Source organism: Neptuniibacter sp. QD48_55 (assembly GCF_047778115.1).
In the GTDB taxonomy this organism is placed as follows: Bacteria; Pseudomonadota; Gammaproteobacteria; order Pseudomonadales; family Balneatricaceae; genus Neptuniibacter.
The window spans coordinates 439,696-453,022 of sequence record NZ_CP180555.1; the positions used below are offsets into that span (position 1 = coordinate 439,696).

11 protein-coding genes are annotated in these 13,327 nt (G+C 47.2%); 4 read left to right on the forward strand and 7 right to left on the reverse strand.

What is annotated here, in order from left to right:
• Positions 1–11 precede the first annotated feature (11 nt).
• The 3 genes from ACMXYW_RS01990 to dksA form a co-directional block, all read right to left on the reverse strand.
• Positions 12–2,939 carry a sensor histidine kinase gene (locus ACMXYW_RS01990; protein ID WP_415905024.1) on the reverse strand — a complete coding sequence of 976 codons (2,928 nt, stop codon included), beginning with the start codon at positions 2,937–2,939 and terminating at the stop codon, positions 12–14.
• A 164-nt stretch (positions 2,940–3,103) separates the two neighbouring features.
• Positions 3,104–3,988, reverse strand: a complete 885-nt coding sequence (gene gluQRS, locus ACMXYW_RS01995; protein WP_415905025.1) for a tRNA glutamyl-Q(34) synthetase GluQRS — start codon at positions 3,986–3,988, stop codon at positions 3,104–3,106.
• Between the two features lie 49 nt (positions 3,989–4,037).
• On the reverse strand, positions 4,038–4,466 hold the full coding sequence (dksA, locus tag ACMXYW_RS02000) for an RNA polymerase-binding protein DksA (RefSeq protein WP_415905026.1): 429 nt from the start codon (positions 4,464–4,466) through the stop codon (positions 4,038–4,040).
• 274 nt (positions 4,467–4,740) lie between these two features.
• Between dksA and ACMXYW_RS02005 the strand changes: the two genes are divergently transcribed.
• On the forward strand, positions 4,741–5,904 hold the full coding sequence (locus ACMXYW_RS02005) for a pyridoxal phosphate-dependent aminotransferase (RefSeq protein ID WP_415905027.1): 1,164 nt from the start codon (positions 4,741–4,743) through the stop codon (positions 5,902–5,904).
• The gene (gene sfsA / locus ACMXYW_RS02010; RefSeq protein WP_415905028.1) at positions 5,904–6,605 is read left to right on the forward strand and encodes a DNA/RNA nuclease SfsA; all 702 of its coding nucleotides are present in this window, start codon (positions 5,904–5,906) and stop codon (positions 6,603–6,605) included. Before ACMXYW_RS02005 ends, sfsA begins: the two co-directional genes overlap by 1 nt.
• On the opposite strand, the gene ACMXYW_RS02015 is transcribed toward sfsA, so the two are convergent.
• Positions 6,602–6,916, reverse strand: coding sequence for a Rieske (2Fe-2S) protein (locus tag ACMXYW_RS02015; RefSeq protein WP_415899980.1), 315 nt, complete (start codon positions 6,914–6,916; stop codon positions 6,602–6,604). The genes sfsA and ACMXYW_RS02015 overlap by 4 nt on opposite strands.
• Positions 6,916–8,442 carry an AAA family ATPase gene (locus ACMXYW_RS02020; RefSeq protein ID WP_415905029.1) on the reverse strand — a complete coding sequence of 509 codons (1,527 nt, stop codon included), beginning with the start codon at positions 8,440–8,442 and terminating at the stop codon, positions 6,916–6,918. The genes ACMXYW_RS02015 and ACMXYW_RS02020 overlap by 1 nt, the downstream gene beginning before the upstream one ends.
• Before the next feature lie 45 nt (positions 8,443–8,487).
• Between ACMXYW_RS02020 and mrcB the strand changes: the two genes are divergently transcribed.
• A complete protein-coding gene (gene mrcB, locus ACMXYW_RS02025; RefSeq protein ID WP_415905030.1) occupies positions 8,488–10,818 on the forward strand; it encodes a penicillin-binding protein 1B in 2,331 nt (776 codons plus the stop codon).
• Positions 10,806–11,369 carry a tetratricopeptide repeat protein gene (locus tag ACMXYW_RS02030; protein WP_415899982.1) on the forward strand — a complete coding sequence of 188 codons (564 nt, stop codon included), beginning with the start codon at positions 10,806–10,808 and terminating at the stop codon, positions 11,367–11,369. The genes mrcB and ACMXYW_RS02030 overlap by 13 nt, the downstream gene beginning before the upstream one ends.
• A gap of 69 nt (positions 11,370–11,438) precedes the next feature.
• Here ACMXYW_RS02030 and ACMXYW_RS02035 read toward each other — a convergent pair whose 3' ends face one another.
• Positions 11,439–12,041, reverse strand: coding sequence for a hypothetical protein (locus ACMXYW_RS02035; RefSeq protein ID WP_415905031.1), 603 nt, complete (start codon positions 12,039–12,041; stop codon positions 11,439–11,441).
• Positions 12,038–13,321 (reverse strand): glutamate-1-semialdehyde 2,1-aminomutase, encoded by a 1,284-nt coding sequence (gene hemL, locus ACMXYW_RS02040; RefSeq protein ID WP_415905032.1) that lies wholly within the window; start codon positions 13,319–13,321, stop codon positions 12,038–12,040. Before hemL ends, ACMXYW_RS02035 begins: the two co-directional genes overlap by 4 nt.
• Between the last annotated feature and the right edge of the window lie 6 nt (positions 13,322–13,327).

Here is a 13,327-nt window from a genome sequence, read left to right on the forward strand (position 1 = left end):
CTCTCATCCCACTATCCTGCGCTGTCTGGGTCTTCTGTCCACTTTAAGTGCGGGAGCGTTATTACCACTTGAGTGCCTTTGTTCTGCTTGTTGTTGGCTGGGCTTATAATTTCAATATTACCACAATGTTCTTCAATAATATTGTAAACCAAAGATAGGCCCAAACCTGTACCCTGACCAGGGTCTTTTGTGGTAAAGAATGGTTCAAACAGACGCTCTTGGGATTCTGCTGATATACCGCTGCCTTCATCGGTTACCCGAAGCTCTACGGTTTCAATATTCTCATTGGCATGCAGCCAGATACGCCCGCCTTCAGGTGACGCATCGCTGGCATTTTGAATCAGGTTTACAAAGATTTGATGAAGTTGTTGTGGATCACCACTCACGCGAAGCTCATCGGGTATCTGATTGATGTACTGTTGTTGTTTGCCATGGCTATCCAAAGACATGAGGTGAATAGCTTCTTCAGCACATTGTGCGAGAGATACCGGCACTTGCTCTCGTTCCGCTTCGGGGCGACCTGCATGGGCGAATCTGACAAGGGATTGCACTATACGGCTGATGCGTTTGGTTTGATCGACGATATGATCGCCGGTTTCAAGAATATAGTCGTTATCTGTTTCTAACTTCAGATTCTGCGCTAGACAAGCGATCCCCGTTACAGGGTTGCCGATCTCGTGGGCAACACCCGCAGCAAAGCGACCGATAGATGCAAGTCGTTCGTTATGGCCGAGCTTGTCTTGCATGATTTTAGTGTCAGTCTCGTCTTCTAGTAGTAGCACCATACCGATATCGCGACGCTCTTTAAGGATCGATTTGTGCAAACTGAACCAATGAGTTTGTTCATTTAAGATCAGTTTTTGGCTCAACTTGTGATCGCTATCCGCGTGGGCAAATTCTTCTAAAATAGTGCTCCAAGTATCGGTATGGCTTTGCAGAGGCGTACCAATAATCTCTTCCGCTTTAATTTGGGTCAGACGCTCCATCTCAATATTCCAGAACAGTACCTGCCCAGAGGTATCAAGTGTACAGACCCCGACCGGGAGCTTTTGCAGCGTTAGGCGGTGGTAACGGCGCATCTCATCAAGTTCGGCCGCAAGACCGGTCAAACGTTCTTGATAGTTTTCCAGCTGGTTTTCAATCAGGTGCGTATTACTGGCTTTGAAGGTAATTGGATCGGAAGGATGATCTAAAGGCTCAAGTAAAGCAGCGGCTTCTATAGGCCCAAGTAAGCCTGAAAGGTTAGTTTCAAGCGTTGTTCGAAGGCGTAACAGATCGATCGGACGCACGGTCTGTGATTGTATATTGAGGCTTTCTAATGCTTTTTGAACTTCGCGCTCTGCGGTTTTTCGGCCCAATCGGCTAGACAGTAGATCGGTAAAGTCATCGATTCTGGAAACGCGTAGGTGGTTGGAACTTGGCTTTTGCAACGCGTTCATCAAGCAGGATTGTGCGGCCCTACGCTCATCTTCTGATTGAGGGAAGATTAGAGAGACTACGGTCAGAAGAGCAGTGTTTAGCATCAGCGACAGAATCGCAATATGGTCCCAATTATCTGTATCTAAATCGAAAGGTACCAATTCGCTGGCCGAGCTATCTAGAAGCGGGACTAACATGGTTAGCAGCCAGATCCCCATGCCAGCGGATAAGCCTATGAGTAGACCCCAGCGGTTAGCTCTGGACCAGAACAGGGTGGATAGTAATCCCGGTAAGAACTGTAGGAAGGCCACTACAGCAACCACGCCCATCTGATGCAGGGCAAAGTCCGTACCTATCTGGCGATAGAAAAGATAGCTGGCAAGTAGCATCGCCATGATCAAACTACGTCTAAGCCATAATAGCCAGGCATAGAAGCGAGGGGTTTTCGGTTTTGGGACTAACGGCAGAATAACGTGGTTCTGAATCATCGAAGCCATAGCTACAGTTGCCACAATCATAATACCGCTGGCTGCTGACAAACCGCCGATAAATGCCAATACCGTTAGCCAAGTAGAGTCTAAGAAAACACCCATGTTCAAAAGGATGAATTGCGCTTCACCGCCTACGCCAAGTGCTTCGCCAGCCCAAAGTATGGGTGGAACTGCAGCTGCAAGCAAAAACAGAAACAGCGGCATCGCCCATGTGGCTTTATAGAGTGTTTCGTCAGAGGAGTTTTCGGTAAACAGCATATGGAACATATGCGGCATCACAATTGCTGCGGTGAAAAATGCCAGTAGTAAGGTTCGCCAAGCATCGCTGTCTACCGGCGCTTCTAAGCGCTTGATCGATTCAGGATGGCTGGTGATAAAGTCATTAACGCCTTCTACTCCACCTAAGACGCCAAAGATGGCAAAGCCAGCGATCACCAGAAGTGCGATCAATTTAATCAGTGATTCAACTGCCATGGCCACCATCAGGCCTTGATGAGTCGTTCGTAAAGAGGCGTGACGTGCACCGAATAAAATCGAAAAGAGTGCGATAACAAAGCAAAAGCCTAAGCCTATCTGGTCAACGCTAAATTGGTCATTTAGCAGATACAGGGCATCGGTCACCGCTTGTATCTGAATTGAAAGCATCGGGAGAGTGGCGATGACGGTGAGTAGGGCTGTAATAGTACCAACCGCCCCGCTGCGAAAACGAAAGGCGAGTAGGTCGGGTAGCGAGCTAAGTTGATATGTCCTCGAAATCCTGAGGATAGGGATCAGCAGTACCGGGCCTAAGATAAAGGTGACGACAGCACCTAAATAGGAAGCTAAAAAGCTATATCCCGATTCTTGCGCCAGTCCAAAGGCGCCATAGAACGTCCATACGCTGGCATATACCCCGATAGAAAGTACATGGGTAAATGGATGGTGCACCAACTGCTTGGGTAATAGTCCTCTCTCGGTAAGGTAGGCCGTACCAAAGAGAAATAGCAGATAAGCCACTCCGATCAGGATGAGTAATGGAAGGCTAAACATCCCTCGGCCTCCGTTCGATCAGAAATGCTAATAAGATAATAAGAAACCAAGCAACGTAAGGAAGATACCAGGGTGTTGTCAGGCTCTGCCAGCTATCAATAATGAGGGGTAATACCATGTATAAACCGGGTATCAATAAAAGTAGGACTCGGTGGAAATACATCTTACGACTCGTTTAGTAGCGGCTTACTGAGTGTTGGTTTTATTTTGCGTATATCCCAGTTTGCAATCGCCCACTCCAGTAGTTCATCTCTACTTGCGTATAGCAGTTCTCGTGGTGGTTCTTGATCTAAGAATTGCAAAGCTTTAAATAAAACTGGAATTGGATCGGTGGTTTCTAGTGCCGGTGCAAAGGTTTGCTTACTCAGCTTTTGACCTTCGGCGTTGGCCGCGACAGGAATATGTGCATAAGCAGGTGTTGGATAGCCTAACAGCTGTTGTAGATGAATCTGTTTAGCCGTTTCATCTAGTAGGTCTGAGCCGCGCACAATATGGGTAATGCCTTGCAGATAATCGTCGATAGTCACGGCGAGTTGATAAGAGTAAAAACCATCACGGCGGAATACAACAAAGTCGCCCGTACTACTTAAATTATAGGCATGGGGGCCTTGGATAATATCGCGAAAACTAATGAGCGTGCCGTTGCTGTTGATCCTAATGGCAACGTTGGCGTCTTGCTCTGGCGGGTGTATTAAACAATGTTGGTCATACACTAAATTATCGCAACGGTTTAGGATCTCTTTGCGTGAACAGGAGCAGGGGTAAGCGTGATGAGCCTCTAGCAGTTCCTGCAGTACAGGCGCATAGAGTTCAAGGCGTTCGCTTTGAAGGCTGAGTTCACCATCCCAATAAAGACCGTAACTTTCCAGCAACAGTGGAAATTGTTCTTTGACATCGGGCTGTTCGCGAGGAGGATCTAAATCTTCGATGCGTAAAAGCCATTCACCCTCATGGGCACGTGCGTCCAAAAAACTGGCGAGTGCAGCAAGGAGTGAACCAAAATGTAATGGCCCAGTAGGGGATGGGGCAAATCGGCCGATATAGGTCACGATAAATGCTTAAAGCTAAGCCAGTTATATAAACTGGCTTAGTTTAGATTTAGCCGCCGACTTGCTTTTCTTTGATCTCCGCCAGCGTTTTGCAATCGATACACAAAGACGCTGTAGGTCGAGCTTCGAGACGACGAACGCCAATTTCGATACCGCAGGCATCGCAATAGCCGTATTCATCTTCGTCGATCAGCTCAAGCGATTCATTGATCTTTTTGATCAATTTACGTTCGCGGTCACGAGTACGTAGCTCAAGGCTGAATTCTTCTTCCTGGCTAGCTCGATCGCTTGGATCTGCAAAATTTGAAGGCTCTTCGCGCAGGTGGTGGATAGTGCTATCCACTTCTTCCATTAGTTCTTGTTTCCAAGCACCTAGGATTGTACGGAAGTGATCCTTCTGCTTCTCATTCATGTATTCCTCACCCTCAACTAGCGGGTAAGGATCAATATGTGTGAAAGATTCGCTCTTGTTTGGCATAAGCGCTGCCTCACTCTCTTTCGTAAGCCACCTTGAGGGTGACTTCACTTGCCTGTGTTTAGTTATGCAATAAATGCATTGATTTAGCATCGAAGGCAGGCAAATTACCAGATGCCTCGCCGTTTCGCTAGCCCTAAATGTATTCTATTGATACTAAAAGACATCTCATTAGGTTTAGTTCACCTTGAAGCGCTTGTAAATAGGCGCTCTAGGCGGGATATTCGTAAATGGTCTGAGGTATACTGCCATTTTTAGTGTTTGATCAGGTATTCGCATGGTATTCCGTCCTTCCCAACGTGTTGCAGAAATTGAGTCTTTTAAAGTAATGGACCTGCTGAAACGGGCTAAGCAACTTGATGATGCTGGATGTGACGTTATCCATATGGAGGTAGGTGAGCCTGATTTTGCAACAGCACCCTTGATTGCAGAAGCAGCCAAAGCGGCGATTGATAGTGGCCTGACTCAGTATACGCCTGCCGCGGGTATTCCTGAATTACGTGAGGCGATCAGTCAGTGGTACGCCACGAAATATGGACTAGAAGTCGCCCCTGAACGTATTGTGGTCACCACCGGTGCCTCTAGTGCTTTGTTGATGGTGTTCTCTTTGCTCGCCGATGCTGGGCAGTCGTTTATGATGGCTGACCCGGGTTACCCATGTAATCGCCAATTCTTACGCTTTTTAGAAGCTAAATCTCAGTTAGTGCCGACCAATGCAGAAGATAATTTCCAGTTAAACGCTGAGTTGATCGAACAGCATTGGCAAGCTAATACTTCGGGAGTGCTGTTAGCTTCTCCTGCTAATCCAACCGGTATGGTCGTCCATCGAGATGAGTTAACTGCTATTGCTGCGACAGTGAAAAAACTAGGTGGTCATCTGGTTGTTGATGAACTCTATCATGGGCTTACCTATGGAATAGATGCGCCAAGTGTATTGGAAATCGATCAAAATGCTTTTGTAATCAATAGTTTTTCTAAATATTTTGGTATGACTGGGTGGCGTTTAGGCTGGCTGGTGGCGCCTGAAGAGGCTGCGCCCGAATTAGAAAAATTAGCGCAGAATTTGATGATTTCGCCAAACACGGTTTCTCAATATGCAGCGCTGGCTGCATTTAAGCCTGAAACGATTTCTGAACTGGAGCGTAGACGTTTTGAGTTCCAAAAACGTCGTGATCTTCTAGTGGCTGGATTAAGAGATTTAGGCTTTGATCTGCCAGTTACCCCTGAGGGGGCATTCTATGTGTATGCAGGTGCTCAGCACCTTACCGATAACACCTTCGATTATTGTTGGTCGTTGTTGGAAGAGGATCATATAGCGACTACGCCGGGGCTGGATTTTGGTCAGCACCGTAGTCAGGAATTTATTCGATTCTCCTACACCACAGGGTTGGATCGTATTCAGTTGATGCTGGAACGTTTATCTAAAAGGATTCAAAAATAATGCAGTTCGAAAATCTAATCGAAGGGCGTTTGATCAAGCGATATAAGCGTTTCCTTGCTGATGTTGTTTTGTCGGATGGTCGCGAAGTTACGGTTCACTGTCCGAATACAGGCTCCATGAAAAACTGTGCTGATCCAGATAGCCGTGTTTGGGTGCACGACAGTGGCAATCCTAAACGTAAATACCCATTGGGTTGGGAACTGGTCGAAGTCGAAGGGCAGTATCTCGCCTGTATCAATACCGGTCTGGCGAACAAGCTGATCCGCGAAGGGATTGAGCAAGGGGTGATTGCTCAGCTGCAAGGGTACTCTGATATTCGTCAAGAGGTTAAGTATGGTGAAAACAGCCGTATTGATCTCTTGTTGGAAGATGAAGAGAAAGGTCGGGTATGGGTTGAAGTTAAGAATGTGACTTTGCTTGAATCTGATAACTGGGGAAGCTTTCCAGATGCAGTGACTAAGCGTGGCGCTAAACACTTGCAGGAATTAATGTCGATGGTGGAGCAAGGTGACCGCGCTGTGATGCTGTTTTGTGTGCCTCACACAGGGATTCAACAGGTACGCCCTGCCGATCAGATCGATCCAGAATATGGCCGCTTACTGCGTGAGGCAATAGAGGCTGGGGTAGAAGTAATTGCTTATGCTGCACATATCTCGCCTGAACAGATCAGTATTCAGCGCGAGATTCCGGTAATTACTTAGCCGAGGATCACTTGGCCGTCATCTAAGGTGAATGGGATGGCGGTCAGGCTATCTTCTACGCAGGGGCCTGAGATGCATTCGCCACTGTCAATTTTGAAAAGCGCGCCATGGGTAGCACACTGGATGAAGGTCTTGTCGTAATCTAGAAACTGATCAGGCTGCCATTCTAGGGGGATGCTGCGATGTGGGCAGCTATTTTCATAGACGTATAACTCACCACGGTATTTTACCGCGAAAAGTTTTTTGCCTTCGCACTCAAATCCTTTGGCCTGACCTTCAGTAATCTCATCAATGTGGCATAAGGCTGTCATTAGAAAATTACCTCTTGGATTCGTAGTTGCTCTAATAAACGTACGATCGCTTCATCATCGTCTGTATCGATCGAAAGTGTAAGTGCTTGCTCTTCTTCTGTTAGAGGCTGTGCAAGCTGTTGTTGTTCAAGCATGACCTCAATGTCAGCATCGGATGCATCAGAGCCTTCATTGGAGCGGCGCTTCAAACGGGCTTCAATCAGTTTTTGCTCGCATTCGCAGCTGATAATACGAATAGGTATACCGAGTTTCTCAGCCAGTTCGATATAGTTCTGACGTGTTCTTTGGCGCAAACAAGTTGCATCTACAATCACTGAGTAGCCGTTGCGCAGTAGCTCTGCGCTGGTATCAAAAAGATGATTGAAGGTATGGGCGTTCATTTGTGGCCCATACAGATCTATCTTTTCCCCTTTTAAGCTCAACTCGCGGAAAAGGCGCTTACGCTCAACATCAGAACGGATACGAATAGTATCGGTTTGATCAACGAGCTGTTGGCTTAAGTGGCTCTTGCCGCTACCCGAAATACCATGCATTAAAAACAGTGCTGGTTTTGGTGCGCGAGCATAGTAATCGGTTAGACGCAGATAGCGGCGCAGGGTTTGTAGATCGTGATGCTCGCCTAGTACTGCAACCTTTGCACGAACCATGGAGCGGTAAGCTTTATAGAAATTAAGTAGTGGTAGGGCATTGTAATCACCACTGATTTCTAAATAGCGGTTTAAGCAGCGATTGGCCCAGCGGAACTCACCGTTGGCTTCCAGATCCATAAGGAGAAAAGCAAGATCACAAATACTATCTATCCAGCGGAACTGTAAGTTAAATTCGATACAGTCAAACAGTCTTAGCTCATCATGGAAAAGAGTGATGTTGGCTAAGTGAAGATCGCCATGGCATTCGCGAATATGACCAGATTGCTTACGTTGTTCAATCAGTGGGGTCAGTTTGCGGAACTGTTGCGCAGTATAATGGGATAGCTTTTGTACTTTGTGCCAGTCATCTAGTTCGTCGATAGCGTCGGTGATATGACTGAAGTTATCGGAGACAACTTCCCAAATCGTTTCCGCTTCACCCCAAGGGCTGTCTTGCGCCACAATCGGAATACGCTGGTGAAAATCCGCGATTTGTTCGGCTAATGTATCGATCCAGCTAGCTTCAAAACGATGATTAACTAAAAGGAGATCGAGGCGTTGAGAATGATCAAATTGCTGCATTTGAACAGCATATTCAATGATCTCTTCATCGCCTTCTGGATTGAAAATCGGATTCTCAGCACTACCGCCAATACTGATGACTTGCTGGTAGATATCAGGCGCTAATCGTTGATTTAGACGTAGCTCTTCCTCACAGAAGTGCTGACGCTTCTCTAGCGTGGTAAAATCCAGGAAACCGAAATCCACTGGCTTTTTAATCTTATAGGCATATTCGCCTGTTAAGATCAGCCAGGAAATGTGGGTTTCTATCACCTCAATCTGGTCGACTGGATGCGGATAGAACGAAGCTTGTTTTAGAGAGTCGATTAGGGTCATAAACGTACTGATATACCTGCTAAGGGAAGGCATTATACTGAGCCAATGGCAAAAAAGAGAGCACCAAAATCGTCAAGTCGTGGCAAAAGCACTAAAAAACCACGCAGTTTCCTGAAAAAGTTTCTTATCTTTCTGTTCAAACTGTCCCTTTTGGGCATGGTGATTGGCGGAATCGGTTTGATCTATCTGGATGTCCAAGTCAAAAGTAAGTTTGAGGGTAAGCGCTGGGCATTACCTGCCAAAGTGTATGCGCGTCCTCTCGAGTTGTATCCGGGGCAGGTATTAGATCGCCAAGCGTTAAAGGATGAATTGAAAGGCTTGGGCTACCGATTTGTAAATCGTGCGGATAAACCGGGGATGGTGGAGTGGGCTTCCAGTCGTGCTCGCGTGTATACCCGTGGATTCAGTTTCCCTGATGGTGATGAGAGCGCACAGCGTTTATTGCTGAGCTTCAGTGGCAATCAGTTAGTGTCGATTAAAGATAGTCGCGGTTCCATCGTTCCGTTAAGTCGCCTTGAGCCGATCCTGATCGGTGGTATTTACCCTCGAGACAATGAAGATCGTGATCTGATTCGTTTAGAGCAAGCGCCACAACTACTTTTGGACTCATTGATTCAGATCGAGGATCGCGACTACTACAATCATTTTGGTGTGTCTCCGAAAGGCATCGCACGTGCCATGTGGGTTAACCTGAAGGCGCGTCGCTTTATTCAGGGGGGCAGTACCCTGACACAGCAGTTGATCAAAAACTTCTATCTAACCTCTGATCGAACCTTGGCGCGTAAGCTTATGGAGATCCCGATGGCGGTGCTATTGGATCTTCGCTACAGCAAAGATGAGATTTTAGAGGCTTATCTGAACGAAGTTTATTTGGGGCAATCGGGTTCCCGTGCAGTGCATGGTTTTGGCCTCGCGAGTCAGTATTACTTTGCCCAGCCTATTAATGAATTGAAACTTCATCAGGTCGCGCTATTAGCTGGTATGGTGAAAGGGCCATCTTACTTCGATCCAAGGCGCCACCCTGAACGTGCTAAAGCGCGTCGTGATCTTGTGTTGAAAGTGCTGCAAGAACAGGGCGTGATCAGTATGAAAGATCGTCTAGATGCTGAAAAACGTGGTTTAGGTGTGGTAAAGCAGCGTAGCCTTCATAAAGGTGCTTACCCTGCATATCTTGATCTTGTAAAACGTCAGTTGCGTGAAGAGTACCCTGAAGATGTGCTTAGCTCAGAAGGTTTGCGAGTATTCACTAGCTTAGATCCAATGGTTCAAGCGAATACTGCAGCGGCTCTGACCAAAACCATAGGCAATTTAAAGAAACGCTTCGGCAAACCGGTCACTGCATTGCAGGGCGGAATTGTAGTCACTGATCCGCAAACCGGTGAAGTATTGGCGCTGGTGGGTGGTAAAAACGCCCGCTATCAAGGCTTTAACCGCGCTTTAGATGCGCGCCGTCCAATCGGTTCTTTGGTGAAACCAGCAGTCTTTTTGGCGGGGTTAGAAGAGGGTTATACCTTGGCTTCCCTTTTGGATGATCAGCCGATTAGTGTGCCGCTTCCTGGTGGTAAGAGTTGGGTGCCGCAGAACTTTGATCGTCAAAGCCACGGTAAAGTGCCGCTTTATCTATCTTTAGCGAAATCCTATAACCAGAGTACTGCCCAATTAGGTATGGATATAGGTTTGCCGAAAGTGATCGATACCTTAGAACGTTTAGGTATCTCTCGTGATCCCAAACCTTACCCCTCGCTTTTACTTGGTGCTGAGTCGATGAGCCCATTTGAGATTGCGACGGTTTATCAGACGATTGCTGCAAATGGTTTTAGAACGCCGATGCGTGCTATTCGTTTGGTTACGGACTCAGAAGGGCAGGAGCTTTCTCGCTATCCATTTGAAGTGAAACAGGTGGTGACTGCGGAGAATATGCATCTGATTCAATACGCGTTACAAGCGGTTACCCGAGAAGGTACAGGGCGCTATATCTATACCCGTCTGCCAGGTTCAATTAATGTGGCTGGTAAGACCGGCACTAGTAATGGTCAGCGCGATAGTTGGTTTGCTGGTTTTGCAGGAGATCGCATGGCGGTGGTCTGGTTAGGGCTGGACGACAATGGCAAGCTACCTTTTACCGGTTCGGGAGGTGCATTACGCGTTTGGACCGAGTTAATGGTAAAAGAACGACCTCAGTCACTTATGGCGGTTCAGCCTGAAGAGATTGAGTATCACTGGATTGAAGAAAAAACAGGTTTGATCTCTGCCGAACAATGTCAGGGTGTGCGACAATTGCCGTTCATAAAAGGTACAGCTCCGCAAGATTACGCTGAATGTGCCGGAAATCAGCAACAAGAATCTATGGATTGGTTTGAACGATGGTTCAGATAATTAAGCGATATAAAACAGCTGGAGCACTTTTAACAGCATTGGCTTTGACTGGGTGCGTGAGTGGAACAGGAGTATACCGTCCCCCTGTAGAGGATCGATCAGGGCAAGATGGCGTTATTCAGTCAGCCGAATCTGCTACGGGTGTTCAAATCAAACCTACGGTTGTTCGAGAATCGCGAACTGAGAACCCTGTCGCCGTACCAGTTCCAACGCCTGTGACTGCTCGCGCTCAAAACCCTGCTGTCATTGCTCTGTTAAACAGTGCCAATCAGCAGAAAAACAGAGGGGCGATGCAGGCAGCAGAAAGCAATCTTGAACGTGCACAACGGATCGCTCCTAGGGATCCGGAAATCTATTATCAATGGGCTGATGTACGTCGCCTAGAAGGTCAGTGGGCTCAAGCCGAGCAAATGGCTCTAAAAGGTACAAATATGGCTATTGGTGATGTCGTTATGCTGCGAAGATTGTGGTTGTTGATTGCGGATATTCGTCAAAGTTCAGGTGATCGTTCAGGTGCAAATGCAGCCCGAACTAAAGCGCTGAATTACTAATCGGATAAGCACTAAAAAGCAGCCTAAATGGCTGCTTTTTTATGCGTGAAATAGGCAGGTCGAGATCGTTTAAGGAAGCTTTTCTTTTCCAAGGGCTATGCTCAAAAGTATCAGAGCAACAGCAAACACTGAATGATACAAAGCTGGATCAGCCAAATGAGGCATTAGACTTGCTTGACTATAAACAAGGGTCGAAACTGCAATCGCAATTGCGGATGCAGTACCTGCTGCTTTAGTGATTAGCGGTTGCATTCTTAAACAGCTGATTAGCAAAGCAAGTGCAGATAGTCCTGCACATGCTTGGCTGTAGGTGACCCCAACCTCGCTTCGGCGACAGAGTTCAAATAGGGCGAATAATACTAATAACCAACGCCCCCATGCTGCACGTGACCAATCCTTCTTCCATGCATAATCAAACATGGCGCTTGCTATTAAAGGGATCGCTGCAAAGTACGCTAGGTTATCAAGCAGACGCCTGAACGTGACCGAGTCCTGATCTGTTCCTTGTAGCAGTAATGACCCAGCACCTGAGCAAGCGATAAATGCAGCAGAAAGGCTAATGACCACGCTGGCTGTATGGTCATATTTCTCGCCTACTCTATAACTGCGCCCTGCTAAAAATAGAGCGCTGGCAATCAGAAGAGCATTGCCAGCTATGATTGCTACGGTCATTTTAGATTCGCAAAAACGTGGTCAGCCGCTGCGAGTGTTTTCTCAATATCTTCCTGTGTATGTGCAGCAGATACAAAGCCTGCTTCAAATGCTGAAGGTGCTAGATATACACCTTGCTCAAGCATGCCATGGAAGAATTTAGAGAAGCGATCAGCGTCGCACGCCATAGTTTCAGCGAAGCTAGTCACTTGCTCTTGCTCAGTGAAGAATAGACCGAACATGCCACCGACACGGCTAGTGGTAAATGGAATACCATTTGCCATCGCTACAGCTTCTAAACCTTCGGTTAGTAGCTCTACTTTTGCGCTTAGTTGTTCGTAGAAACCAGGTTTAGAAACAGCATTCAGCATCGCTAGGCCCGCAGCCATTGCGAGTGGGTTACCGGAAAGCGTACCCGCTTGGTAAACAGCGCCTAGGGGAGCTATGTGCTCCATGATCTCTTTCTTACCACCAAACGCGCCTACTGGTAGGCCGCCGCCAATAACTTTACCAAGCGTCGTTAGATCAGGTGTTACGTTGTAAACAGATTGTGCACCACCTAGAGCGACACGGAAACCAGTCATAACTTCGTCAAAGATCAGAACCGTGCCGTATTCATCACATACTTCACGAAGGCCTTCTAGGAAGCCAGGAATAGGAGGGATGCAGTTCATGTTGCCGGCTACAGGTTCAACGATGATGCACGCGATCTGATCACCGATCTCGGCGAATGCTTTACGAACGCTGTCGATATCGTTGTGAGTCAGAGTGATGGTGTGTTCAGCAAGAGAGGCGGGAACGCCAGGAGAGCTAGGCTCGCCTAAAGTCAGCATGCCAGAGCCTGCTTTAACCAATAGAGAGTCGGAATGACCGTGGTAGCAGCCTTCAAACTTAACGATTTTATCGCGCTTAGTGTAACCACGTGCCAGACGGATAGCACTCATAGTCGCTTCTGTACCAGAGCTAACCATACGAACCATGTCTAGAGATGGCATGATCTCGCAAACCTTGTTTGCCATCTCGATTTCAATTTCTGTTGGCGCGCCAAAGCCTAGACCGTTATCTAAAGAAGCGCGCACGGCATCGATTACTTCACTGTTGCAATGACCTAAGATCATTGGACCCCAAGAGCCAACGTAGTCGATGTATTTGTTACCGTCTTCATCAAACAAGTATGCGCCTTCGCCTTGTTTGAAGAAGATTGGGGTGCCGCCTACACCTTTAAATGCACGCACAGGAGAGTTAACTCCACCGGGAATGTGAACTTGAGCTGCTTGGAAAAGTTCTTCTGAACGGGACATCTTTAT

Coding starts and splice junctions, on each gene's coding strand:
- ACMXYW_RS02020 (WP_415905029.1), bottom strand. CDS start 8,442: ATGACCCTAATCGACTCTCTAAAACAAGCTTCGTTCTATCCGCATCCA.
- ACMXYW_RS02005 (WP_415905027.1), top strand. CDS start 4,741: ATGGTATTCCGTCCTTCCCAACGTGTTGCAGAAATTGAGTCTTTTAAA.
- ACMXYW_RS02030 (WP_415899982.1), top strand. CDS start 10,806: ATGGTTCAGATAATTAAGCGATATAAAACAGCTGGAGCACTTTTAACA.
- ACMXYW_RS01990 (WP_415905024.1), bottom strand. CDS start 2,939: ATGTTTAGCCTTCCATTACTCATCCTGATCGGAGTGGCTTATCTGCTA.
- mrcB (WP_415905030.1), top strand. CDS start 8,488: ATGGCAAAAAAGAGAGCACCAAAATCGTCAAGTCGTGGCAAAAGCACT.
- ACMXYW_RS02015 (WP_415899980.1), bottom strand. CDS start 6,916: ATGACAGCCTTATGCCACATTGATGAGATTACTGAAGGTCAGGCCAAA.
- ACMXYW_RS02035 (WP_415905031.1), bottom strand. CDS start 12,041: ATGACCGTAGCAATCATAGCTGGCAATGCTCTTCTGATTGCCAGCGCT.
- hemL (WP_415905032.1), bottom strand. CDS start 13,321: ATGTCCCGTTCAGAAGAACTTTTCCAAGCAGCTCAAGTTCACATTCCC.
- dksA (WP_415905026.1), bottom strand. CDS start 4,466: ATGCCAAACAAGAGCGAATCTTTCACACATATTGATCCTTACCCGCTA.
- sfsA (WP_415905028.1), top strand. CDS start 5,904: ATGCAGTTCGAAAATCTAATCGAAGGGCGTTTGATCAAGCGATATAAG.